Below are 23,509 nucleotides of genomic sequence, written 5' to 3' on the forward strand. Positions count from 1 at the left end.
CATGGCCCCGAGGAACACGGAGACCTCATGAGCACCGTCGAACGACTCGTCGTCATCGTCCTGTTCGAAGGTGTCGACCTGCTCGACGTCACCGGCCCGCCGGAGGTGTTCGCCCTCCTGCGGCGCGAGACGGACGACGAGGCGGGCTACACCGTCGTCCTCGCCGCCGAGACCATGGACCCCGTCACCACCTCCGCCGGCGTGCGCATCCTCCCCGACGCCACGTTCCACGAGGTGTCCACGAGGAGCATCGACACCCTCCTGGTGCCCGGGTCGGTCGAGGTCGACGGCCGGCGCCGGGTGCACGCCCTCACCGACCCCGCCGTGGTCGGCCGGGTGAGGACGCTCGCCACCAGGACACGGAGGGTCGCGTCCGTCTGCGTCGGAGCGCACATCCTCGCCGCCGCCGGACTGCTCGACGGCAAGCGCGCCACCACCCACTGGTCGACCGCGCAGCAGCTCGCCTCCGACCACCCCGAGGTCGAGGTCGACGCGGACCCGATCTTCATCCGCGAAGGCGACGTGTGGACCGGTGCGGGCATCAGCGCCTGTCTCGACCTGTCGCTCGCCCTCGTCGCCGACGACTTCGGCGAGACCGTCGCGCTGCGCGTCGCCCGGCAACTCGTGATGTATCTGAAGCGGCCGAGCGGCCAGAGCCAGTTCAGCGTTCCGCTCGAACCCGTCTCCACGACCCGCCGCATCGAGGACCTCCGCCACCACATCATGGGCAACATCGGCGCACCGCTCACCGTCGCGGACCTCGCCGCGTACGCCCACGTCGGCGAGCGGCAGCTCACCCGGATCTTCAAGGCCGAGCTCGGCATGACGCCCAGTGCGTACGTCGAGTCGGTCCGCGTCGAAAGGGCGCGCAACCAGCTCGAATCCACCGACGCCACCCTCGAACGCATCGCGTCCGCCTGCGGGTTCGGCACGACCGACACCCTCATCCGGGCGTTCCGCCGGACGCTGGACACCACACCGACGGAGTACCGGCTCCGGTTCCGGGCCGGCTCCGACGGCCCGTCACCACGGGGCGGCCGACGACGCAGGAGTTGAGAGCCGTCCCGTACAGCCCGTACAGGTCGACGCGCATGATGCACAGCGGGGACGAGCCGGACGATGCCGCTGCCGTTGTGGCGGCGTGGGGCCGAACAGAGACACGGCTGACGGCGCACGCCCCTATGTCGCGGGCGACGTTGCGCTCGCCCGCGACCCCCGAGCAACTGGCCGCGGCCGAGCAGAACACCGGTCCTGCCCTGCCCGCCGGGCTGAAGGCGCTGTGGTTACCTGGTGAAGGCTGGCCACCGGGGCCGACGAACGTGCCCTCCCCCGGCCAGGAAACCCTCACCGGACACCTCTCGCGCGCGGCCGACGCACTGACCCGAAGGAAGTGGAGGAGCACCCCCGCCACACGGCTCAGGGGGCGCCGAAATCCTTCGCGTCCGGGTACGTCACGTGGGTGCAGCCGCGTCGCTCGGTGATGTCGTCCACGTAGGCGCGGAACAGGGCCGACAGCGTCCGGGGGGCGAGCACGTTGTCATAGGTGTAGCCGGCGCTGAGGGTGTGCAGGGCGGGCTTGCCGTCGCAGACGGAGGAGGCCCACCATGCGCCGCTCGCGTGTCCGGCCGTTCCCGCTGTGATGATCTTGTCTTCGTCGTCCCTCCCTTCGTCGCCCCTCTCTTCGTATCCCACCGCGCGCGCCTCCGCGCCGAAGTAGGAGACGGTGCGCAGCCACCACGGTGCGAAAGTGAGCGCAGCGCTCGCGTAATCCTGATCGGCGCCGTCCAAGCCGTCCGCGATACGGCCCACCTGGTCGGGGCTGACCGCCAGCAGGCAGCCTTCGGTCGGGGACGTGTCCAGGGTGGGTACCGCGAGGGCACGGTCGGGCAGTCGGCCCTGCCCTCGCTCCTCGACGTGCCGGGCGAACCAGCGGCATGAACCGTCCGTCGCCCGCGCGGGGCGGAGAGCAGTCGGTACGGGCGCCAACTGGTGGTCGGGCAGGGCGGGCAGCCGGCTCCGGCAGCCGATCCGGTCGATGAGCTCCTCGGTGGCCGAGCGGGCGATGTGGGTGAGGCGCTCACGGTCCGCTGCGGAGACCTCCTCGTAGTCGGCGTATTCGGCACGGGCCGTGACGGTCAGCAGCTTCGGGGCCGTGGCGCGGCTGCCGGGACCGCACTCCGCGCGGATGGCGGTGTACCAGTTTCCGTACCGGCCCAGGGTGCCATCGCCGATCGGTCGCGATTCGGGGCGCCGGTCGGCGATCGCGGTGACATCGGGTCTCCCACTGACACGGCTGTCGCGGAACGGCTCAAGATCGGTGTCATCACCGATCCGGTACACCGGCTCGGAAGTGTCACTGGCCCGCACCGACAAGGTGAACAGTCTCGTGATCCCACCGGAACCAGGCACCTTGAAGACGGTGCAGGAACTGGGCAGTTCGTCCACATCGAGCCTGAACTCGTCGTCGTCGCCGCCCCTTGCCCGGACCATCCCGCCCTGCAGGTCCATCACCGCGGCCCCGGACACCAGCCGGTCACATGCCGCGCTGATGTCGCGCTCGCTGGAAGCGCGGTCCCGGATGTCATCGAACGTCAACCAGCCCGCGTACAGACTCAGTCCGATCCCGCCCCACGCCGTCCACTGCCACAGCCTGATCCACCCAGCGCGCATCGCGCATCCCCCTCAGAACCCGTCCGGCGCGATCACTGTCGCCCGGACGTCGAGCGTAGATGTCCGGCCTCGGGCCGGTCGAGGCCGGTCGAGGCCGGGCGCGGACCCGAGGCCGAAACGCGCTCGTCGAAACGCTGTCGGTGTCCCGGCTCCCGCTGCGCGGCTCTCACACCTCGGTCGTGCGGTCCGCGTCCGGGCCGCCTGTCCCCGTCACCGCGCGCAGGGCCAGCTCCCGGCTCTTGCGTACGTGGAGGAGGGTGATCGCCGCCGCCGCGTCGGCGTCTCCCGCGGCGATGCGTTCGTACATCTCACCGTGCTGGGCACGCATGGGGGCGGGTTCCGTGTTCAGGCCGAAGAGCAGTCGCAGCTGGCCGTTCAGCCGTTGCATGAGCTGGGCCAGCAGCGGGTTGTCGGCGAGGGCCACGATGCCTTCGTGGAAGGCGGTCGCGGCGCCGTTCTCCCGGGTCCGGTCCCCGGCGGAGGCGGCCGCCTCCGCCCGTTCCAGTACGGCCCGCAGCTCCGCCAGGGCCCCGGGCCCACCCGGTGCGCACCGGGCCACGCGGCGGGCGGCGAGGCGGGACGCCTGGATGGCCAGCGGCTCCCACACGTCGTACAGGTACTCCACGTCGGCGCGCTCCAGCCGGCGCACCCGTACGCCGCTGTGCGGCAACAGGTCGAGCAGCCCTTCCTCCACCAGGGCCCGCAGTGCCTCGCGCACCGGCACCCGCGACATCCGGAGGTCCTGGGCGATCTCGCGCTCCACCACCCGGGTGCCCTGGGCGTAGCTGCCGTCGATGATGCGATCCCTGACGGCCTGGCGCGCGACCTCGCTCAGCGGGGTGCGCGTCGCCGGGGCGGACGGCTGTTCTCCGTCGCCCTTCCGGCCGGTGCCTGCCGTCACGTGTGCCGTCCTCCCTGTGCCTTCCCGGCCTGTCCCGGCCGCCCGGTCCCGGTCCTGGTCCGGGGCGTCCCGTCACCTTATGCGTAGGCTGGGGCGACGGGACGCCACCGGGGTCACCCGGTCCGGGTCCGGGAGCCGGGAACCGACACCCGTCAGACCAGTCGGCCGTCGCGGGCGACCACGCGTCCGCCGTGCACCACCATGTCGCGCGCGGGCATGTCCACCACGACCTGCGGCACGCACTCGGCGCGAACCAGCACGAAGTCGGCCGGCGAGCCCGGGGAGAGGTCGGCGCGGGGCAGCCGCATGACATCGGCACCGCCGTGCGCGCCGGCGTCGAAGCAGTCGGACAGTTCCTTGTCGAGGCGGACGTCCGTGACCCAGCCGAGCAGGTGCGTCCGGTGGAACATGTCCGCGTTGCCGAAGGGGCTCCAGGAGTCACGCACCCCGTCCGAGCCGAGCCCGACCCGTACGCCGTACTCGCGCAGCTTCTCGATCGGCAGGACCAGCGACGCGCTCGGCGCCACGGTGGTCAGGGCGATGTCCAGATCGCTCAGGTCCGCGGCGGTCTTCGCCAGTTCGGCGTCGGAGAGGCCGGGCAGGCAGAAGACGTGACTGACGGTCACCTTGCCCTTGAGGGAGAGGGCCCGGGTGCGGTCGATGATGGCGCGCAGCACCGTCGTGCCGTTCGCGCCCCGGTCGTGGAGGTGGATGTCGACGCCGACGCCGTACCGGTCGGCGAGACCGAAGAGCAGGTCCAGCTGCTCGTCCATGGCGTGGTCGAAGCTGATCGGGTCGAGTCCGCCGACCATGTCGATGAGTCCGCTGCGGGCGGCCTCCGTGAGCAGCTCGGCCGTGCCGGGCTTGCGGATGACGCCGTGCTGCGGGAAGGCCACGATCTGTACGTCGAGGGCGTGCTTGAGCCGCTCGCGTGCCTGCGCCACGCCTTCCACGGAGGCCAGGCCGTAGGCCGGGGCGATGTCGGCGTGCGCCCGCATGGCACGCGTGCCGCGGGTGACGGCGTGCGACATGAGCGCGTACGCGCGCTCGGACACCGGCCGGCGCTGGCTGCGGAACAACTCCGCGTCCTGCTCGGCGAGTTCGGCGATGGTGCCGGCCGGCTTGCGCGACACCCATTCACCGCCCCACGTCGTCTTGTCGGGGTGGATGTGCGCGTCGACCAAGGACGGCAGGGCGATGCGCCCGCCGCCGTCGATCACCTTGGCTCCCCGGGGCGCCGGGTCGCGCGTGATGCGGCCGTCGACGACCGTGAGGTCCACCGGCTTCGCCGCACCCATGGGCCGCACGTCGCGGAAGACCACCGCGTTGCGGGGCTCACGGCGTGAGTCGCGGCGGGAGTCGGCCACCGCCGACGGGATACCGGCGGACATGGCGACACCGGCACCCGCCAGGGATGCGGCGCCCGCGAGGACACCGCGTCGGGACGGCGTGGAGGGAGGGGGCGTCATGGGACTCCTTCGGCTTGGCACGGGATGCGATTGGAAACCAGTTTGTATACCAACGCGGCGGGCCGAACAAGGCCTTCAGGGGCCATCGCAGCATTCGTCCGGAATTCCCCCCATGAATCTCTCGCCGCACAGGTGTTGGTATACGAATATTTCGTCTATCAAGTGCGCATCAAGGCGAGCGCGCCGGCCGCACCCCGCACATGGACCGGCCGGTCAGGGCGTCGTGGTCCGGCCGGTCGCCCCGGTCTCGCGTACGGCGTCGGCGATGGCCAGGGAGTCCTTCTTCAGGATCGCGCCATGGTTGCTGGCGACCTTCGCGCTGATCCTGATGTGCGGGTTGCGGGCGGTCACCCCGTCGAGGCTGGCCCGAATCCGCTCCTGCTCGTCACCGCGGCTTCCCAGTGACGTCCCCGAGGCGACCACGTACCGCACCGGGACGGTGATGCCGTCCAGCACCGGGCCCAGCTCGCGCTCGCGGGAGAGCCTGCCGAGCTCGATGTTGCTGTCCGCCTGCTGCTCGGCACTCATCCGCGGGGTCAGGCCCGTCGGGCGCAGCAGCGGTGTGAACCAGCCCATCCGCCGGAACAGCTTCCGGATCCGCTGCTCCATGGCCTCGTCGAGCCAGTCGTGCGGGAAGGCGCCGTCGACCAGCACCGCGCCCAGGGCCCGGTCCGGATTCCGGCCGGCCCAGTGCGCCGCGACGAACGCTCCGTAGGACCAGCCCACCACCAGCGCCCGGTCCACTCGCCTGGCCGCGAGAACGGCATCGACGTCCCGCAGGGCGGCGGCGAAGGAGTAGTCCGCCGAACACTTCGACTTCCTGCCGCGCGCCCGCTCGTCGTAGGTGATGTGCCGCCATCCCGTGCCCAGTTGGGCGATGGTCCGCCGCCAGTACCCCTGAGTGGCGAACTGACCGTTGAGGTAGAGCACGGGGATTCCGGGACCGCCGGTGTCGGTGACGGCCAGGGCCGTGTCGTCCACCGGCACCATGCCGGTCCAGGCGGATTGCTCGATGGTGGTCATGGTTCCTCTTTCTCCGGAGCTGGAAGCGGATCGGGGAGGGTGCCCTCAGAGGCTGCGGGCGTCGATGTTGCCGTGGTCGGTGGTCGCGTGGATGTTCAGGACGGCGTCGCCGTCGGCGTTCTTGAGCGCGTTGTGAATCCGGCCGTAGCCGGTGCCGGCGTCCAGGGAGGCGGAGACTCCGGCGGCGGCCGTGACCGACACGTCGCCCATCTGGGTGCGCAGCACGACCGCGCCGCGCACGGCCTCGGCGATCCGGATGTCACCGCGTCCGGTGCTGATCTCCGCCGGGCCGCCCAGACGGCCGATCGACACGTCGCCACCGGAGGTGGTGACGCGGACGCCCGCGGCCTCGTCGACCTTGATCGCGCCCTGCGCGCCCTCGAAGGCGATGTCACCGAACCGTCCGACGCCCCGGAGTTCGGCGCAGGACGACTTCACCTCGACCCGGGATCCGGCCGGCAGCTGGACGGTGACCTCGATGGATCCGGAGGGGCCGAAGTACTGGTGCTTCGCCGCCGGGGCGCCGATCCGCAGAACGCCGTCGGCGTAGGCGACCTCGGTCTGCTCCGCCGCCTTCACGTCGCGGCTCTTCGAGGCGTTCGCCGGCAGGACCTCGACGGTGGTGTCGGTCCGGTCGGCGGCGATGAACTGCACGCGCCCGGCGGGGATGTCCAGGACGGCGGAGATCGGGGTGGCGGTGTCGAAGTTCTGCATGGTGCTCTCCTCTTGCGTTCGTCGTTTCTGACATCGCAAACGCTACGTTGCGTTCGAGGATTGAGCAACAAGCTTGTTGCACTCTATGGCCATCAGTGCAGATGAGAGGCCAATTATCGTTGCAATGATTCTGTCTTTAACGCAACGTCAGCCACCTTGCTCGTTGCATTGGATGGAGAGTGAACGCTATGCTGGAGGCACCAGGGAAGCGTGAAGGGAGATCGCGGTGCCGGGAGGCAGACTCACTCAGCAGGAACGCCAGCAGATCGCGCTGGGGGTGGCCGACGGGCTCGCCTACGCGGAGATCGCCAGACGCCTGGACCGTCCCACCTCCACGGTCACGCGCGAAGTGATGCGCAACGGCGGCCCGACCGCCTACCGCGCCGACCTGGCCCACCGCGCCACCGAACGCCGCGCCCACCGGCGCAGGCAGGCCACTCCTCGCGGACCGCAGGCGCCCGAGCAGGTCCACGGACGCGACACCGAGGCCGTGCGCGAGTACGAGGAGGTGTTCACCACCCTCCTGATGCAGCAGGGCCTGCCCCAGATGATGGCCCGGGTGCTGACCTGCCTGCTCACCAGCGACGCGGGCAGCCTCACCGCGTCCGAACTCGTCCAGCGCCTCCAGGTCAGCCCGGCGTCCATCTCCAAAGCGATGGCCTACCTCGAAAGCCAGGGCCTCATCAGCCGCGAACGGGACGAACGCCGCCGCGAGCGCTACCTCGTGGACGACGAGGTCTGGTACCGGTCGATGATCGCCGCCGCGCGGGCCAACGCCCAGCTCGCCCGGACCGCCCGGCAGGGGGTCGGCATCCTCGGCCCCGACACCCCGGCCGCCGTCCGCCTGGAGAACATCGCCCGCTTCGTCGACTTCGTCGGCGAGAGCATCACCCGCGCCGCGGAGCAGGCCCGCGAGATCCTCAGCACGCCCCCCGAACCGACTTCGGGCGAAGCGGCCACACCCCCTCCGGACCGCGGATGAGCAGGTCCGCCCGCCGCGTCAGGCCTCCGCGTCATAGCCGGACCGGGCGGCCAGGACCTCGTCCATGTTCGCCTCCGCCCACATCTTGATCGCCTGCATCACCGGAACCAGGCTCTCCCCGAGAGGAGTGAGGGCGTAGTCGACCCGGACCGGCACCGATGGTGTGACGGTCCGGGTGAGCAGACCGTCCCGTTCCAGGTTGCGCAGGCTCTGGGTGAGCATCTTCTGACTGACGCTCACCAGCCTCCGGGACAGCTCGGTGTAGCGCTGCGGCCCCTCGGCGAGGGCGTTGACGATCAGGCTGACCCACTTGTTGCTGATGCGGTCCAGCAGGTGCCTCGCGGGGCACTCGGCGAGGTAGGCGTCGTATGCGGCACGTGCCTCGGCTCGCGTTGCCATGGCTCTCCTTGCGTTCCCTGGGCACCTTGAAGTGCCTTCTTCCCCATGGAGAGTAACTCCCCTTAGGTTCGCCCCAGTTGATCGGAAGCCGAAGGACCGCTGGACCGATCGACCGAGGAACCGAGGAAGGGGCTGCGCGTGCGCGCGATCGTGGTACGGACAGTGGGCGGACCGGAGGCGCTGGAGCTGGTGGACGTGCCGGTGCCGGCCACCGGAGCCGGGCAGGTACGGGTGCGGGTCGAAGCAGCCGCGGTCAATCCGGTCGACGCGGCCACCCGCTCCGGGAATCTCCTCTCGGCGGGACTGATGGCACCCAGGGAGGTCATCGGCCTGGGCTGGGACGTCGCGGGCCGGATCGACGAGGTCGGTCCGGGAGTGACGGCGTTCTCCCCGGGCGACCGGGTGATCGGGGTACGGGACAGGCTCGACCTCTCCCTCGGCACCTATGCGGACTTCGTCGTGCTCGACGCCACCGCGGTCGCGACGGCGCCCACCGGGCTCTCGGCCGTCGAAGCCGCGACGCTGCCGCTGAACGGACTCACCGCCCTCCAGGCCCTGGACCTGCTGGCCCCGGAGCCGGGCTCGACCCTGCTGGTGACCGGTGCGGCCGGTGCGGTGGGCGGTTACGCGGTGGAGCTGGCCGCCCTGCGCGGGCTGCGGGTGGTGGCGAGCGCCGCGGCCGGGGACGAGGCGTTCGTCCGGGCGGCGGGTGCCCGGTGGTTCGTGCCCCGCTCGGCCGACCTCGCCGAGGCCGTTCGCGCGCTGGTGCCGGGCGGTGTGGACGCCGCCCTGGACGCCGCCGTGGTCGGGATCCCGGCGCTGGGTGCCGTACGCAACCGCGGCGCCTTCGTCTCGGTCGTCGGCGGTGCCGCGCCCGTGGCACTGCGCGGTATCACCGTGACCGAGCAGTGGATCGCGGCGGACGCCGATGCCCTCGCCCAACTCTCCTCGCTGGCCGGGACGGGACAGCTCACCGTGCGGGTGGCCGACACCCTGCCCCTCCACGAGGCGGCACAGGCCCACCGCCGACTGGCCGAGGGCGGCATCCGCGGCCGACTGGTCCTGGTTCCCTGACGGGGGCTTCGGGTCATCGTCCCGGCGCCGGCACGGGCATCGGCCGCCGGCATCAGCACCACATCAGCCGGACATCAGCAGAACGACAGTACGAGGGTCCACGCTGGGAGCAGACCAACCGCCGCACCACATGCAGCAGCGCCCCGGAAACTCCCCCGTTCCGGGGCGCTGCGACGTGGTCCTGGTCCGGGGCGGTGCGTGCGCGTTCGAGGCGCTCGACCGGTCGGGGCGCTACCAGCTGATCCTGCCGTTGCTCCGGGCGCTCACCCCGGAGAACCGGAAGGCCCGGCTCGACAAGGCCCTGCACCGGCTGGCGCACACCGATCCGCCGCAATGAGCCGAGGGCGGTGTGCGGCTGGGCGACGGCTTCGCCGATGATGGCGGGCGATAACTCGGTGTTCGTGGCGGGCCCTTCGGAGCTAACCTGCGCCGCATGACTGAGAACGATCTTCCGCCGCGCCTGACCCGGCTCACCTTCCACGGTCCGCTCTCCGAGGCGCGAGCCGCACGGATCGTCGACCGGCTCGGCCGGGCCGCCCCGGCGCGGGTCCTGGACATCGGTTGTGGCTGGGGGGAGTTGATGCTCCGCGTCCTCGACGCGGTGCCGGGGGCGACCGGGATCGGCGTCGACCTCAACGGCAAGGACCTCGCCCGGGGGCGCGCGAATGCCGAGGCCCGTGCGCTGGCCGGCCGTGTGGAGTTCGTCGAGGGATCCGCCGCGGGAACGTCCCACGGACCCGCCGACCTCGTCCTGTGTCTCGGGGCCAGTCACGCCCTCAGCGACGAGGAACCGCCCCTGCACAGTGCCGACGCGCTGCGTGCGCTGCGCGGGATCGTCGCGCCCGGGGGGCGGGTCCTGCTCGCCGAGACCTTCTGGCAGCGCTCCCCCACCTCCGCCGAACTGGCCGCGATGTGGCCGGACGCCCGTGCCGACGAACACCACGACCTGGCGGGACTCGTCGATGTCGCGGTGGCCGCCGGGTTCCGGCCCGCCTGGATCGAGACAGCCGGCGAGGACGAGTGGGAGGAGTTCGAGTCCGGCTACCAGTCGGACGTGGAGGAGTGGCTGGCCGCTCACCCGGACCACCCGCTGGCGCCGGAGACCCGCGAGCGAGTCGACCGGCACCGGGCGAGCTGGCTGCGGGGCTACCGGGGAGTGCTCGGGATGGCCTACCTCACGCTGATCCCCGTGGACTGAGCATTTCCCGCACAGCGCCGGGGCCTGGGTCGGGGTCGGGGTCGGCTACGCGGCGAAGCCGATGTTGGTGACGTACTCGTACTGACCCCACTGCGACCCCAGGTCGACGATGACGTCCTCCCAGGCGTCGTCCAGGCCCTGGTGGTCACCGGCCGCCCAGGCTTCGACGATGCGGTCCCAGCGTCGGACGTTCATCGTGCGGTACTCCACCAGCCGCTGAAGCGGACGCGGCACCTGAGACTGGTTCAGCGGGTGGATCTCCACCCGCGTCCCGCCGTCGGCGTTCAGGCGCCGCAGGAGATACCGGGCGACGTTCTGGCGACGCACCTGACGGTAGGCGGCGTCGATGCGTTCCAGGTTGGCGCTGGTCGGGCGGCGCTTCTCCTCCAGCCACGCCTTCAGCGTGCGGTCGGTCACCGTCAGCCCGGCGTCCCGGGCCGCCCGGCGGCTGTGCTCCGTCCTCGTCAGGTAGTGCAGGCGCGCCATCAGGCCGCGCTTCACGGTCACCGGGGTGACGACGCCGTCCGCCAGCTCGTCGAGTTTGCGTGCGACGGCGTCGCTGCCCTTGATCCCCCGGGCGCCGAACTTCCCGAAGTCGATGGTCCTCTCCGGCATTTACCCCTCCTCCCCCATCCCCGACATGTCCTCGGTGTCCTCGGTCTCGGCTCTGCCCGCGGTGTAGGTGTCCTTCATCTTGACCTCGGTCACGCCACGGCCCTCGGGGAAGACACGGTGCCAGTCACCGATCACGTGGAGCTCGTCGGTGCCCATCGCGCGTACGACGGTGAGTCCCTCGTCATGTGCCTTGAGGGCCTTCATCCAGAGGTTGGCGAACGCCTGGCTGCGGATGATGTGCATCCAGTCCGGGCGGTAGAGCTCCCGGTTGTAGTTCGACTCCCCCATCGTGGAGACGAACTTCGAGTACATCGCCTTCACGTACTCCAGCGTCACCTCGTCGCCGTCGGCGATCGCCGTGTCCCTGGCTTCCTTGAGGGCGACGCGGAACTTCTCCAGCAGGTTCTCCGTGGCCCCGGACGTGTAGGACTCGTGGATCTCCGGGGGCGCGCACAGGGCGTGCTTGGGACCGGAGAGGCGGAGCAGGAGGCGCAGGGTCGGTTCGGTGACCCACAGCGGGCCGGGCTCGTCCCGGTTGCCGATCGGGTTGGGCAGCACCGCCCCGTGTTCCCACTCGGGCGGGGTGATGAGGTGGACGCCGGCGCGGCGGCGGTCGTGGGCGAATCCGGCGCTGTGTTCCAGCTGGCCGAGCGGGAGGTGGGTCTTCAGGGCGGAGAGGTAGGCGCCGTTGATGTCGAGTGCGGTCACCTCGTGGCGGCCGGGCGGCAGTTCATGGCGGGTCCACTTCGGGCGCGCCTCCCAGATCCGGTCCGCGCCCTTGGAGGTCTGCTTGCGCAGGATGTCCGGGATCCACGGGTGCGCGACGATGTCGTACCGCGCGCCCTTGCGGGTCTCGTCGAGCAGCCGCATCGCGTCCGGGATCGCCCGCTTCAGCAGCGCCGCGAGGGCCGCTTCGACGTCGCCCCGGTGCTCGGCGAGCGCCGCCTGCACCGTCTGCCCGATCAGGTCCCCGGGCCCGGACTGCTCCTGGAACGCACGCTTGGCCGGGCCCCGGGCGGGCCGGGCGGGGGGCGGGGTGGGCTGCGCGGCGGCGGGCTGCTCGGCAGCCGGCTGCTCGGCGGTGGGCTGCGGCGCGGTCGCGGGGCGGCAGTCCGACGGGTCCAGGTGCTGGGTGAAGCCCGCCACCCGGTGCCTGGCCGGTGCTCCGCACAGCACACACGGCTCGGCGGCGGCGAGGGACTCCACCTCGTCCCCGGTCTCACCCGCGGTCCCGGTCTCACCCGCGCCCTCGACTTCGCCTGCTCCCTCGTCCTCGGCCTCGGCCTCCTCCTCGGCGGGCACCGCTCCCTGCCCCGTCCCGGCGGGGAACTTGGCGGCCAGTCCGTCCAGCAGGTACGCGTACTTGGCGCGGATCTCGTCCGACGGCTCGCGGCCGCCCTCCCACGCGCCGACCGTGCTGGGGCTCACACCGAGCGCCCGGGCCACCTGGGCCTTGGAGAGCCTGGCCTGCTCCCGCAGCTCGCGCCGGACGTCCGGCGGCGGGAGTTCGGCCTGCGGACCGACGTCCGCGAGCAGCGCGTCGATGGCGTCGAAGTCACTCACCGGAGCGCTCCTTTCGCGGCGACTGGGGTGTCATGAGGCCCATCGGACGTATCGGGCACATCAGATGTAGGTGACGGGGTTACGGGACAGATGCGGGCTACGGGTCGGGCGGCCGACCCGGGGGTCGGCACGCAGGAGTTCGCCTTCGAGAGCGTAGCGGTCACCGTGCTTGGAGATTCCGATGATCCTGGCGACCGCGAGGACCGTGCCTTCGGTGTTGATGATCTGCACCTCGTCCTGCGACAGGGCCCGGTCGGCGTTGAACTTCCAGATGCCCCGGCCGGCTTCCCATGCCTCGTCCTCGCTCATGCCCCGGCGCCACCCGAGGGTGGTCCGCATCAGGCGGTCGTCCGGGTCCGCCGCGCGCTCGGCACCGATCTGGATCTGCAGCACCCGTCCACCTCCCGGCGCCATACTGTTCAACTTGTTGGAAAGTTACCATGCACGCCGTCGGAGTGGGGCACGGCAGGCCGCGGTGAGCCCTTCGGCGCGTCACGAAGGAGCCGGACCACCGCCCGGAGAAACTCTCGCCATGACCGACGCAGCGAAAGCAGTCCTCGAAGGCGGGCCGGACGATCTCCCCGACCGGATCGTCCCCCTCGCCGAACCCGGGCCCGACATCAAGATCCCGTTCCGTGGCGGGTACGAACACTTCAGGGCCACGGCACGCCAGCAGGAAACGGCCGAGGGTCAGTTGCCCGTCTACGAGTGGTGGGAGCGCACCGAGGTCCCCGGGTAGGACCCCCGCGCAGACCACCGGATCAGCCCTCAGGCGTCATCCGCCGCCGCGTCGCGAAATACGGGGCGGCGGCGCACACACTCACCCGGGGCCATGTACGCGAGCGACGCCCCCCAGCCACGCAGCCACGCAGCACCGAGGCGCAATTCGGCACGAACCACACCAACGTGATATTAGCGCGGGAATTCATAAGCGAATAGACGAAGACACCACCGCTCCCCCGCAGTGCAATGCCGGTCGTCAACACAGCAGTGACATGAACTCACCCCTGTGGTAGCTTCGCAGAAAGCGCTTCCCATCAATCCGGTCCAATTCCACTCGAATTCCGGACAATTCTTGCCACGAAGGGAAGAAATATGGGGTCCTCAGAAGATCTGACCATAGTGATCAATATAGCGAGCGAAATATTCGACACACAGGTCAGCGCCTCCGACAGTTTCTTCAACCTTGGCGGAAACTCACTCCTTGCCGTGCAGATGGCGACCCGACTCGAAGAATCCCTTCGGAGAGAAGTCGACATACTCGACCTCCTCACCGCGGAGAACTTCAAAGAATTCACAGAAACAATCGACGGAGGAAGAACCGGGAAAGATTGAAGCACGCACCCTCAGCGCCCACCCCGGTCCGCCCGAAAGGCTGATTTCCGATGTCTGTGCAGATCGAAGAAATTCACATCCCAGGGGCACGTGGCAATGTCTCGTCACCACTCACCTGGGCGCAGAGGGCCATGTGGGACACCCTGCAGAGTCTGAGGAATGATCAAGCGAGGCTGAACACCCTTCTCACCATTCCAGTTCCGCCGGAGGTGGGGGTACCGGCGGGGGTGAGGGCCCTGATTCAGCTGATCGAGGACTGCGAAACGCTCAGAACGACTTACTGCGACACCGGCGACCAACCGACCCAGACAGTGATATCCGATTATTCAGCACACATCGCGATCCATGACATGCCTCCTGGTGACGGAGTGCATGAAGTGACCGAAGAAATGCTCTCAAAACGGATGGACTACAGTTCGGCCCCACCCGTCCAGGTGGCCTTCTTCGCCCGGAACGGGGCGCTCCACAGCGTTCACATCGTGGCCAGCCCCCTCGTGGCGGATGCGGCAGGAGGCGCTGTCCTGAGAGCGCGGTATCTGCACAACCTGTCGCAGCGCCCGTCGACGCCGGCAGTTGCGCAGCCCCTTGAGCGAGTGGTCTACGAATCCTCGCAAGCAGGGCGTGACGCGAATTCCAAGGGAATAGCTCATTGGAAGAATCGCCTGTCGGGCCTTTCGTCTCCCCTGATACCATCTGCCAGCAAGGGCGGATCGAAGGACTCGCTCCCTCATTTCACGCTCAGGTCTCCAGCCGTACTGTCATCCGTCGATCGCTTCGCGATACAGACCAGAAGCCTCAGGTCGGCAATATACTACGGCGTGCTGGCCCGACGCCTCTGCTCACGCTTCGATGTACCACAGTGCATACTCCCAGTAATGTCTTCCAACAGGAACAATAATTCCACCGACGACTACGCCGGAATATTGGCACAGCGCAGCATCGCACTCTTCGACTCCACATCAGAAGATGGAATCGTGGGCAGCAGGTCCGCGAATCGGGAAATTCTCCGATCGCTGCAGAACGGTGCATACGACCCGGTCGAGCGCAACTCGGTCGAGCAATCCATCGGCTCGCTCCGGGGGCACGATGCGGACGACTTCCTTTATCACGCGAACTTTCTGAGCGAGCCACGGGAACTGGATGCGATGAGCCGCCCTCCCGTGAACGGCCGTTGCCACGGCTCCGCAGAGCTGGAGGAAGATCCTCCGGTGAGCAGGAGCAATCTTCATTTCTGGATTCAATTTCTTGAAACACAGTCGGACGTACAGATCTCGATGTTCGCCAACCCGTCATGCTTCACGTCGACGGAAACACAAGATTTCCTGATGCTGTTGGAACGGGATCTCACCACGCTGACGTGCGGATCCTGACCTCTGTCAGTCGGCGGGCGGGCCGTACACACCTCCGATGCGGCGGATCTCCTCCAGCGGGTAGGGGGTGCTCCTGCTCTCGTACCGGAGCTTGCGGTTGAAGTCCGACATCACTGTGGCGATCCGCGCGTCCCGGGCAAGGATCGCTGCGGCCGCCGCGGGCACTCCCGTGGGGCGCTTCCCCTCCGCGAAAGCACGCACCAGCGCGCTGCGGCCCTCCCGGTCCTCCGGCTGATATCCGTACAGAGCGGTGACCAGCCAGTTCACCAGATACGTGGCGGTGTAACAGCGGTCGTAGGTCTGATGCCGGTCGAAGAAGCCCGTCTCGCCCTGCGACAGCTCGAACCGGGAGGAGACAGCGAGGCCGTAGTCCGTGAAGTAGAGGCGACGGCCGTCGGTCAGGATGTTGTCGAAGTGGGCGTCGAAGTGGAGGAGACCGCGACTGTTCATGAACGCGGTTCCCTCCGCCAGGCCCTTCTCCACCATGGTGAGGGCCCGGCAGGTGGCCTCGTCGCCCGATTCGACCTGCCCGCGCAGCCACTGATGCAGGTTCTGCGGGAGGTACTCCAGGAACAACGCGATGCTCGCCGGCGACTGCCGCAGCGCCTCGATCCGGTGACGTACCTGCTCCCCGCCGCCCCAGTAGGCAACTGCCCTTTCGATGTCGGCCAGTTGCTCGGGCAAGGGCGTCGAGTCGGGCAGGACCCGCCAGTGGTACAGGAGGGGGAATCCCTCGTGCACCCCCTTGACCACCCAGTCCGTCGTCATGGTGTGCACAGCGAGCTCCCGCCAGGCCCCGAAACCCGGCCCGCCGATGCCGTACTGGCAGAAGACCGGTAGCCCGAACAGGTTCGCCGTGCACCGGACGTTCTCCGGCCGCATCTCCAGGTCGGTGAGGGGGACACGCTTCACGAAGACCGTGGTTCCGGCGACGTTCAGCAGAGCCGACTTCCCGCCGTGGCCGAAACCGATCGGCACCGCGGCGTCCACGAGTTCGCGCAACGCGCCCTCATCACACAGAGCCAGCGAGGCGGAGACCGTGCTGTGAGTGGTGAGCCGGGCGTCATGTGACATGTCCGGGACTCTCACTGCTACCTCCGCCCGGGCTCCGCCGGCGATTCATCGGTGAACCCCACGCATCTCTTCGCTTCGCCTGTCCGGCGAGCCTTCCGATCTTTCGAACACCACGAAGCTCATGGGCGTTCCGGCCGAAAGGACATCAATGACGCTCAGCCCGTAGTGCTCCGCACATATGGCGTTGGTTATCGCCGCGGCCTTGCCCGTTTCAGCCATGGCCCGACGGCAGGCAAGACTGTTCGAGGTGACCTGCTCCGTCTGGGAAAGGCTGGAACGGCTGATGGTCGCCAGCAGCGGGACAGTGGCCGGATGATGATAGATCCTGGAGAACTCCGTAGCACCATTCGCGTTCTGGTCGGGAGCCGCGAGGACCATGTCCGGAAGCGTGGCTATGAACGCCTCGACCGCCTTGAGTTCAGGGTCGAAGAAGAAGGACCGGATCTCCGGATAGGCTCCGGCGACCAAAAAGGCGTCATGCCTGCCGGCTTTCACGCTCTCCGCAGCCGATTCGAATGTCGGATATCCGATCAGAGCACTCGCCCGCCCTTCGACGGCCCACTTCATTCCCGCGTCGACACTGCAGGTCAGCCCGGCCGGGTCATCGGCCAGCGTAGCCGCGGACCTGTAGTGCCCGACACGGTTCGTCTCACCACGGAAGGCGGGTTCCGGAACGTCCGGCATGTGCATTCTGGTATGCAATTGCTTCACCGATCCCGAGGAGGTGGTTACGGAGAGGGGTGGACTCGTGCGGAGTCCCCCGGCGTGGAAGTTTCCACGCCATTCTTCATGGCACGGTTCGATTCTCACGCGGACAGGTCGGCAGTCATTGCGGTGGTGTCTCGAAATCCGCCATCACCCAGGTGGAAAATTCACGCCAACTGTCGACGCCGCGTACGTGAACGGGGTGGTAGAGGTACGCTTCCACAGCATCTCTGTCCTCGAAGCCTCCGATGGCCGCGTAGTCATACGCTATATTTCGCTCAGCGACATTCCGCCCGCACTCCCATTGCAGTATCTCAGGAACATGGTTCGGAAGATCATGAATTTCTTCCTCCGCGCGGAGGAAGCGCGGATCGCCGTAGTCCACACCGTCGTGAAATTTGAAGAGCACAACATGCCGGATCATTTGTATTCCGCCCCTTGATCGTTTCGGGTCAGCTGAATTGGAGCACCGGACAGCGGTCGAGTTCTACGGCCGGCTCGCCGTTTCGGTTTCTGGAAGACAATCGATGACGAAGTGCTCCAGCTCTCGGAGAAAATCTACGATGCCGTTCGATGCGAGTGTCGCCGTATCGACTCGGAGAGTTATGTGGAAGTCCGACGGTGAACCGTGCGCAGCGAGATGGAACCGATCGTTCTCCACCGGGGTTCCCTCGACGTACTCGTACCGGGACTCGCTGAGAAGACACGCCGCCTGAGACCTGGTGAGTCCCCTTGCGTCGGTCGGAGGAAGAGGATCTGCGGCAGCGGGCAGGCTGAGGTTCACCGTGCATGCCAGCTTCGCCCGGATCCCCTCGGGTCCATACGCTTTGCTCATGGATTCGGCCAGGTGAACGGGGTCGCACTGCCCTCCGAGAGCGGCCAGCATCGCCGCGCGATGAGTATGGGCGATGAGCTCGCGAGGGGTCCTTCGGGACACATCGATGGCCACCGGAACACCCTGGACCAGGGTTCCTGGATAGCGCATCGACGCAGGATCGTATCTATGACTCGCGGCCATGATGAATCCGGTCAGGCCATTTTGTGTTCTCTTAGCCACCAGAGCGGCTGCCATGGCGTGAATGACCGATGCGGTGCTGACGCCCAATTCCAGAGACAACTTGAGCGACGCCGCACGCACGGCGACGGAGTGCATCGCGAACGTCTTGTAGCGAGGGCTCTCCGGCCGTTGAACGGGCTCCGGGAACGAGCTGTCCGGGAACTTGGCAAGCTCTTCCTCCCAGAATCTGATTCCTTGGGCCGAACGCCGGAGAGATCTCGGCTCCCCTTCCATGCGTGCCCGGTCCACCGGATGTGCCATGTCATCGGCCGCCACTCCTTCCGCGTCGACCGGGTGATCACTCACCAAGGATCGAAAATCTTCCAGAGCGAGTACCATCCCATGACAGTCCATGGCCATGTGAAAAGCACAGAGAACAATAAATTTTGGCATGCCGCCTGAAGTCACGACCGCAGCGCGGAAGGAAATTTCGGGCGCCGTGAACGGGATGCAGTTGAACTCTGCCTCGATGATGCCGGCCGTCGATCGCGCGTCCTCCTCGGCTACATCACGCACCTCGACCCGTAGGTTTCCGCTGTTCAGAACCATTTGGTACGGCTGCTCATCGAGCGATACGGAAAATCTGCTGCGAAATGATTCATAGCGATTGAGGAGTGCGCCGAGGGAACGGGATATCGTGTCCAGGTCGCATTGCTCAGGAGCCTGGATGATGTGGCTGTCGTTCAGGTCTGCGTAGTACGGGGCACGCGAAGAGACAGAGTTCCATATCCAGCGCTGCCCCCATGTGAGTACGAAGGTTCCTGACCTGTTTCCACTGAATGGAATGTTCAGGAAGCGTGTCCTGTAAGTCGCATACACGTCTTGTTCCTCTCTGTTCGGGATGGCCGGGGGCTCAGGAGTCAGAACCCTCGCAGGCCGCCTCCGTCCACCGGAACCATGACGCCTGTGAGGTAGGACGCCGCGGGAGACATCAGGAAAGCCGCCACCTTGCCGAATTCATCCGGAGTGCCGTATCGGCGCAGCGGAATCTCTGCAGAGTTGCGCTCACGGATTTCCTGGGCATCTCCGGTCAACGTATCTATTTCGCGGGCCCTTTCGGTGTAGATGCGGTACGGAAGAAGGCCCACGACCCGGATCCCACGTGGTCCGACCTCGTTCGCCAGGGACTTGGCGAAACCCGCCAGACCGGGGCGGAGACCATTCGACAGGGCGAGGTCTGGAATCGGCTCGTACACCGAACTGGAGAGAACGAAGGCGACCACGCCCCCTTCGGGGAGCTGGTCCACCGCCGCCCGGGCAAGCCGTACCGGGCCGAGGAAGACCGAATCGATCGCCTCCCGCCATTGGGCTTCGGTGATGACGGAGGCAGCTCCCGGCAGTGGCCCTCCGGTACTGATCAGCATCCCGTCGAAGCGTCCGAAGTGGGAACGTGCCGTTGCCATCAGCCGATCGGGCGTGGCGGGATCGGCGGTGTCCGCGGCGACTCCGACGGCACTGCTGCCGAGCCGGGCCGCCGATTCCGCGGCCCGCTCGCCGTCGCGCCCCGCGATGACGACGCGTGCGCCTTCGGCGACCAGCTCTCCGGCCGCGGCCAGCCCCAGGCCCCGCGACCCTCCGGTGACCACGAACGCCTTGTCCTTCAGTTCAAGATTCATGGCGATACTCCGCCGGGCCCGGTGGGCCGGGCCCCGGCGTTCTGCCCCTTCTCCGAGTGCGAATATGCGGGACGGCCGGGGATGCGCCGTCCCCTGCCTGCGGTACACCGGCACCAGGACATTCCCGAGCCGTGTCAGCCGTGTCAGCCGTGTCCACCTGGCCGATCGGCCGGCGAACGGTGATCGGACCAGGCCCGCCAGAGCGTCGCGTAACGACCGTCGATCGCGAGCAGGTCGTCGTGAGTTCCCTGTTCGGTGATGGCGCCCTTGTGCATCACGAGAATGCGGTCGGCCGATCGCACCTGGGAGAGCCGGTGCGCCACGACCAGGGCGGTCCGGCCCTCCATCGCCGCCTCGGCGGCTCTGTCCAACAGGTGTGCGCCCGCCGAACCGGCCTCCGCGGTCGCCTCGTCCAGGACGACGAACCAGGGATTCCTCAACACGATCCGTGTCAGGGCGAGTTGTTGTACCTGATCCGGTGTCAGTCGATGCCCGTGATCGCCGATGATCGTCTCCAGGCCGTCGGGGAGCGCCGCGACCCACCGATCCGCCGACGTCACCGCCAGTGCGTCGTGGATCTCCTCGTCCGAGGCCGTCGGCCGCACCAGCGTGAGCGACTCCCGTACGCTGCCGGCGAAGACATGGACGTCCTGGGTCACCAGGAAGACACCCGAGCCGGAACCGGCCCGCTCGGGGCCGTACGGAAGCCCGGCCGCCGTCACCGTGCCATGGGTCGGCCGGAGCACGCCCGCGGCGATCGCGCCCAGTGTCGTCTTGCCGGCTCCGGTGGCGCCGACCAGGGCAATCCGCTCACCGGCCGCGATCCGCAGATCGACGTCGCGCAGGACCGGTCTGCCCGGCGCGTACTGATGGGTGATCCCCGAGAGAACGACCTCTCCCGGGCCGACGGCCGGGGCGGGGTCCGAGGCCGATGGCATCGTGGCGATGCCCACCAGCCTGGCCAGCGCCGAGCCGACCGCCTGGAACTGGTCGAAAGTGAAGAGCAGTCCTCCGATGGGGGTGAAGAGACGGAGGAAATAGAGCGCCGCCGCGGTCACCGCGCCGACGCTGGTGAGGCCGTTCCGCACCAGGACGAACCCGAGACCGAGGACCGCGGCCAGCCCGAAGAACTCCGCCAGGTTGTTCCGGTTCAGGAAACGGAGCGTGAGCCGGTACACGGAGACGGAGACGTCCGCGGCCCGCCCGGAGGTGACCTCGATCCGTCGGCGCAGCGCGTCGCCCGTCCCGAAGGCCCGCGCCGTCGGAGCGGCGTCGACTCCCGCGAGGAGTGCCTCGGCGCGCTCTCCCTGCACGATCCGCTGCTCGCGGTACAAGCGCCCGGAGCGTGGCAGGAACCACCTCAGCCCGAGCACATAGAGCGGCGCCGACGCGAGCATGGCCAGGCCCAGTCGCCAGTCCAGGGCCAGCACGCCGGCGGAGGTGAACACCACCGTGACGGCCGAGCCCAGGACGAGGGGAATGACACCCTTCAGCCCTTCCGACACGGTCCGCACGTCGTCGGAGAGCCGCGAGAGCAGGTCTCCGGCGGAGGCCCGCTCGATCCGGTCCGCAGGAAGGCGCAACGCCCGGACGAGTACGCGCTCGCGCAGTTCGGCCAGGGCCGGCTCGCCCGCCCGCGCCAGCGCAACCGCCGACAGGCCTCCCAGCACCGCGGCCGCCACTGTCGCGAGAGCGATGATCAGCGCCGAGGAGAGGATGGTGTCGCGCCCCGCACGGATGTCATCGACCACGGTGCCCAGAACCCAGGGCGACACGACGCCGGCGGCGCTCGCCAGGACGATGGTGAGGGCCGCGACCGCGGTCGCCCAGCGGTCCGCCCAGGCCATGCGGCCCAGCAGGGCGAAGGTCTCCCGGTGGGTCGCGACCGGCAGCAGGTCCTGGCTCATCGCAGCACCAGCTCCCGGTACCCGGGCCGGCCGAGCAGTTCCCGATGCGTGGCCTCCGCCACGACACGGCCGCCTTCCACGAGTACCACGCGCTCGGCCTGGGCCAGCAGGGCGGGACTCGTGGTGATGATCCAGGTGGTGCGGGTGCTCGTGGCGCCGTGTCGCAGGGCCCGGATGCCGAGCGCGATGTCCTGTTCGGTGACCACGTCCACCGCGGTCGTCGGGTTGTCGAGAAGCAGGATCGGGGAGTCGGCCGCCAGCGCACGGGCCAACGCGATGCGCTGCCGCTGGCCACCGGAGTAGGTCGCGCCGGAGGGGGTCACCGGCTGGTCCAGGCCCAGTTCGTCGAGGGCGACGATGTCCTGTGCCGCCGCCGCGCCGACGATGTCCGCCAGATCGGTGTCGCTGTACCGGCCGTCCGGATCGAGATTGCTGCGCAACGTGCCTTCCAGAATTTCGGTGTGATGGGGGTTCACCAGGCGGCGCTCGGCGCGGGCTCGGATGCTGAGGTCGCTCGACGCGGCCCCGTCGAGGAGGACTTCGCCGGTCATTTCCTCGCCGTGTGTCTCTCCGGCCAGCACGCCCGTCAGAGTGGCGACGACGGCCGGATCGTCCACGACGAGGCAGAGGAGCTCGCCGGGCCGGGAGGTGAGGGTGAATCCGTTCAGCGCACCGGTGGTCACGTCCTTGAGTGAGAGCACCGGTGCCGAGTCGCCCGGCGGTTCCACGACGCCGTCGGCCAGCAGCGGTGGCTTGTGCAGGAACTCGACGATGCGGGAGGCGGAGGCGTATGCGGACGCCACCTGCGCGCCGACCCGGCCGAGCGCCTGGACGGGCACCGCGAGGAACTGGGCGAGGCCGACGATGGCGACCAGTTGCCCGACCGTGATGGCTCCGTCCAGTGCCCGGTGGCCCGCGAGCAGGGTGACACCGGCCAGGAACACTCCGCTGAGCCCGGTGGACAGGCTCTCCAGGACCCCGGAGGAGCCGGCGAGCCGGATGCCCGCGGCCTTGGCGAGCTGGCTCCGTACCCGGTAGCGTGCGGCGGCCTCGTCCTCCGCGCTGATGCCCTTGATGACGCGCAGGCCGCGCACCAGGTCCGCCGCCGCACCGCTGGTTCTGGCGATCTCGGTCTTCTGGTCGAGGTTGCGACGGGACAGTACGGGCGTGACGAACTGGATGACGGCCAGCACGACCGGCACGCCGAGCAGTACGACGAGCCCGATCGCGATGTCGATGCGCAGCAGGATGACCGCGCTCACCAGCACCGCGACCGCCGAGGCGAACGTATAGCCCACGGACCGGGTGAACCCTCCGACGCTCGTCGCGTCGGTGGTGGCCAGGGAGAGGGTGGCGCCGGGCAGGGTGCCGGTCCGTGCGCCGAGGGGCCGAAGGACGTGGTGTGCGATCTCGCCCCGGAGCCGGTGGCTCTCCCCCTGGTCGATCCGGAACGCCTCGGCGGCACCGTAGCGGTACGTGAGCATCAGTGAGGCGAAGACGAGGACCAGCGCGCCGGCCGCCCCGGCGAGGTCGACGACGCCGCCGCCCGCCACCGCGTGGTCGATGCTCAGGCCCACCACCACGGACACCATCGCCTCGGACAGCTGCCAGGCGGCCAGCAGGACGAAGGAACGTGCCACGCCGGATGCGTTGCGACGGATTCCCCGGAGCAGTAGCCGCGAAGCGGAACCGGGGGCCGGATCCGTCCGCTCCGGCGCAGGACGAGTTGTCGGCTTCGCACGGCTTCCAGGCCGTGCGTCGGCCTGAACATCAGTGATGGATGCCTCTGATGCAGGGCTGTTCATATTGCTCCCGTCGGCTCACGCGTCGGACTCAC

General features: G+C 68.7%; 24 protein-coding genes. 8 read left to right on the top strand and 16 right to left on the bottom strand.

Going from position 1 to position 23,509, the window contains the following annotated elements; genetic code table 11:
• Window positions 1-27 precede the first annotated feature (27 nt).
• Window positions 28-1,056, top strand: coding sequence for a GlxA family transcriptional regulator (locus ACFYY1_RS37885; protein ID WP_388593917.1), 1,029 nt, complete (start codon window positions 28-30; stop codon window positions 1,054-1,056).
• Window positions 1,057-1,416: 360 nt separating this feature from the next.
• Here the strand turns inward: ACFYY1_RS37885 and ACFYY1_RS37890 are convergent, their stop codons facing one another.
• The 5 genes from ACFYY1_RS37890 to ACFYY1_RS37910 all read right to left on the bottom strand — a co-directional run bounded on the left by ACFYY1_RS37890 (window position 1,417) and on the right by ACFYY1_RS37910 (window position 6,777).
• The gene (locus tag ACFYY1_RS37890) at window positions 1,417-2,670 is read right to left on the bottom strand and encodes a hypothetical protein (protein WP_388593919.1); all 1,254 of its coding nucleotides are present in this window, start codon (window positions 2,668-2,670) and stop codon (window positions 1,417-1,419) included.
• A 166-nt stretch (window positions 2,671-2,836) separates the two neighbouring features.
• Window positions 2,837-3,571 carry a GntR family transcriptional regulator gene (locus ACFYY1_RS37895; RefSeq protein ID WP_388593922.1) on the bottom strand — a complete coding sequence of 245 codons (735 nt, stop codon included), beginning with the start codon at window positions 3,569-3,571 and terminating at the stop codon, window positions 2,837-2,839.
• Between the two features lie 152 nt (window positions 3,572-3,723).
• On the bottom strand, window positions 3,724-5,040 hold the full coding sequence (locus tag ACFYY1_RS37900) for an amidohydrolase family protein (protein WP_388593925.1): 1,317 nt from the start codon (window positions 5,038-5,040) through the stop codon (window positions 3,724-3,726).
• Window positions 5,041-5,253: 213 nt separating this feature from the next.
• A complete protein-coding gene (locus ACFYY1_RS37905; protein ID WP_388593928.1) occupies window positions 5,254-6,063 on the bottom strand; it encodes an alpha/beta fold hydrolase in 810 nt (269 codons plus the stop codon).
• 45 nt (window positions 6,064-6,108) lie between these two features.
• Window positions 6,109-6,777, bottom strand: coding sequence for a DUF4097 family beta strand repeat-containing protein (locus ACFYY1_RS37910; RefSeq protein WP_388593931.1), 669 nt, complete (start codon window positions 6,775-6,777; stop codon window positions 6,109-6,111).
• A 226-nt stretch (window positions 6,778-7,003) separates the two neighbouring features.
• Between ACFYY1_RS37910 and ACFYY1_RS37915 the strand changes: the two genes are divergently transcribed.
• Window positions 7,004-7,759 carry a helix-turn-helix domain-containing protein gene (locus ACFYY1_RS37915; RefSeq protein WP_388593933.1) on the top strand — a complete coding sequence of 252 codons (756 nt, stop codon included), beginning with the start codon at window positions 7,004-7,006 and terminating at the stop codon, window positions 7,757-7,759.
• Between the two features lie 18 nt (window positions 7,760-7,777).
• Here the strand turns inward: ACFYY1_RS37915 and ACFYY1_RS37920 are convergent, their stop codons facing one another.
• Entirely contained in the window at window positions 7,778-8,158 is a 381-nt protein-coding gene (locus ACFYY1_RS37920) for a winged helix-turn-helix transcriptional regulator (RefSeq protein ID WP_388593935.1), read from the bottom strand.
• Window positions 8,159-8,296: 138 nt separating this feature from the next.
• Here ACFYY1_RS37920 and ACFYY1_RS37925 point away from each other — a divergent pair, with 138 nt between their 5' ends.
• The 3 genes from ACFYY1_RS37925 (at window position 8,297) to ACFYY1_RS37935 (ending at window position 10,430) form a co-directional block, all read left to right on the top strand.
• Window positions 8,297-9,232 carry an NADP-dependent oxidoreductase gene (locus ACFYY1_RS37925; protein WP_388593938.1) on the top strand — a complete coding sequence of 312 codons (936 nt, stop codon included), beginning with the start codon at window positions 8,297-8,299 and terminating at the stop codon, window positions 9,230-9,232.
• 130 nt (window positions 9,233-9,362) lie between these two features.
• Window positions 9,363-9,569, top strand: coding sequence for a YdeI/OmpD-associated family protein (locus tag ACFYY1_RS37930; RefSeq protein WP_388593940.1), 207 nt, complete (start codon window positions 9,363-9,365; stop codon window positions 9,567-9,569).
• Between the two features lie 96 nt (window positions 9,570-9,665).
• Entirely contained in the window at window positions 9,666-10,430 is a 765-nt protein-coding gene (locus tag ACFYY1_RS37935) for an SAM-dependent methyltransferase (protein ID WP_388593942.1), read from the top strand.
• A gap of 45 nt (window positions 10,431-10,475) precedes the next feature.
• On the opposite strand, the gene ACFYY1_RS37940 is transcribed toward ACFYY1_RS37935, so the two are convergent.
• Genes ACFYY1_RS37940 through ACFYY1_RS37950 form a run of 3 tightly spaced genes read right to left on the bottom strand, consistent with a single transcriptional unit; the run spans window position 10,476 to window position 13,001 of the window.
• Entirely contained in the window at window positions 10,476-11,045 is a 570-nt protein-coding gene (locus tag ACFYY1_RS37940) for a transcriptional regulator (RefSeq protein WP_388593945.1), read from the bottom strand.
• Window positions 11,046-12,608: a helix-turn-helix transcriptional regulator gene (locus ACFYY1_RS37945; RefSeq protein WP_388593948.1), complete on the bottom strand. Its 1,563-nt coding sequence runs from the start codon at window positions 12,606-12,608 to the stop codon at window positions 11,046-11,048. It abuts the gene before it with no gap.
• A 60-nt stretch (window positions 12,609-12,668) separates the two neighbouring features.
• Window positions 12,669-13,001 (bottom strand): hypothetical protein, encoded by a 333-nt coding sequence (locus ACFYY1_RS37950; protein ID WP_358950522.1) that lies wholly within the window; start codon window positions 12,999-13,001, stop codon window positions 12,669-12,671.
• A gap of 139 nt (window positions 13,002-13,140) precedes the next feature.
• Between ACFYY1_RS37950 and ACFYY1_RS37955 the strand changes: the two genes are divergently transcribed.
• The 3 genes from ACFYY1_RS37955 (at window position 13,141) to ACFYY1_RS37965 (ending at window position 15,313) form a co-directional block, all read left to right on the top strand.
• Window positions 13,141-13,347, top strand: a complete 207-nt coding sequence (locus ACFYY1_RS37955) for a DUF5988 family protein (RefSeq protein WP_388593950.1) — start codon at window positions 13,141-13,143, stop codon at window positions 13,345-13,347.
• Between the two features lie 356 nt (window positions 13,348-13,703).
• Window positions 13,704-13,943: a phosphopantetheine-binding protein gene (locus ACFYY1_RS37960; protein ID WP_388593952.1), complete on the top strand. Its 240-nt coding sequence runs from the start codon at window positions 13,704-13,706 to the stop codon at window positions 13,941-13,943.
• A 50-nt stretch (window positions 13,944-13,993) separates the two neighbouring features.
• The gene (locus tag ACFYY1_RS37965; protein ID WP_388593954.1) at window positions 13,994-15,313 is read left to right on the top strand and encodes a hypothetical protein; all 1,320 of its coding nucleotides are present in this window, start codon (window positions 13,994-13,996) and stop codon (window positions 15,311-15,313) included.
• 6 nt (window positions 15,314-15,319) lie between these two features.
• Here the strand turns inward: ACFYY1_RS37965 and ACFYY1_RS37970 are convergent, their stop codons facing one another.
• From ACFYY1_RS37970 to ACFYY1_RS38000, 7 genes are all read right to left on the bottom strand, one after another.
• On the bottom strand, window positions 15,320-16,387 hold the full coding sequence (locus ACFYY1_RS37970; RefSeq protein ID WP_388593956.1) for a protein kinase family protein: 1,068 nt from the start codon (window positions 16,385-16,387) through the stop codon (window positions 15,320-15,322).
• Between the two features lie 45 nt (window positions 16,388-16,432).
• On the bottom strand, window positions 16,433-17,071 hold the full coding sequence (locus ACFYY1_RS37975) for a hypothetical protein (RefSeq protein ID WP_388593959.1): 639 nt from the start codon (window positions 17,069-17,071) through the stop codon (window positions 16,433-16,435).
• Window positions 17,072-17,213: 142 nt separating this feature from the next.
• Entirely contained in the window at window positions 17,214-17,516 is a 303-nt protein-coding gene (locus tag ACFYY1_RS37980; protein ID WP_388593961.1) for a Dabb family protein, read from the bottom strand.
• A 63-nt stretch (window positions 17,517-17,579) separates the two neighbouring features.
• Window positions 17,580-18,968 carry a condensation domain-containing protein gene (locus ACFYY1_RS37985; protein WP_388593963.1) on the bottom strand — a complete coding sequence of 463 codons (1,389 nt, stop codon included), beginning with the start codon at window positions 18,966-18,968 and terminating at the stop codon, window positions 17,580-17,582.
• Window positions 18,969-19,009: 41 nt separating this feature from the next.
• Window positions 19,010-19,765 (bottom strand): SDR family oxidoreductase, encoded by a 756-nt coding sequence (locus ACFYY1_RS37990; RefSeq protein ID WP_388593966.1) that lies wholly within the window; start codon window positions 19,763-19,765, stop codon window positions 19,010-19,012.
• Between the two features lie 143 nt (window positions 19,766-19,908).
• Entirely contained in the window at window positions 19,909-21,672 is a 1,764-nt protein-coding gene (locus ACFYY1_RS37995) for an ABC transporter ATP-binding protein (protein WP_388593968.1), read from the bottom strand.
• A complete protein-coding gene (locus ACFYY1_RS38000; protein ID WP_388593971.1) occupies window positions 21,669-23,312 on the bottom strand; it encodes an ABC transporter transmembrane domain-containing protein in 1,644 nt (547 codons plus the stop codon). The genes ACFYY1_RS37995 and ACFYY1_RS38000 overlap by 4 nt, the downstream gene beginning before the upstream one ends.
• Window positions 23,313-23,509: the final 197 nt, after the last annotated feature.

Origin of the sequence: Streptomyces sp. NPDC001890 (genome assembly GCF_042891445.1) — a bacterium.
GTDB lineage: Bacteria > Actinomycetota > Actinomycetes > Streptomycetales > Streptomycetaceae > Streptomyces.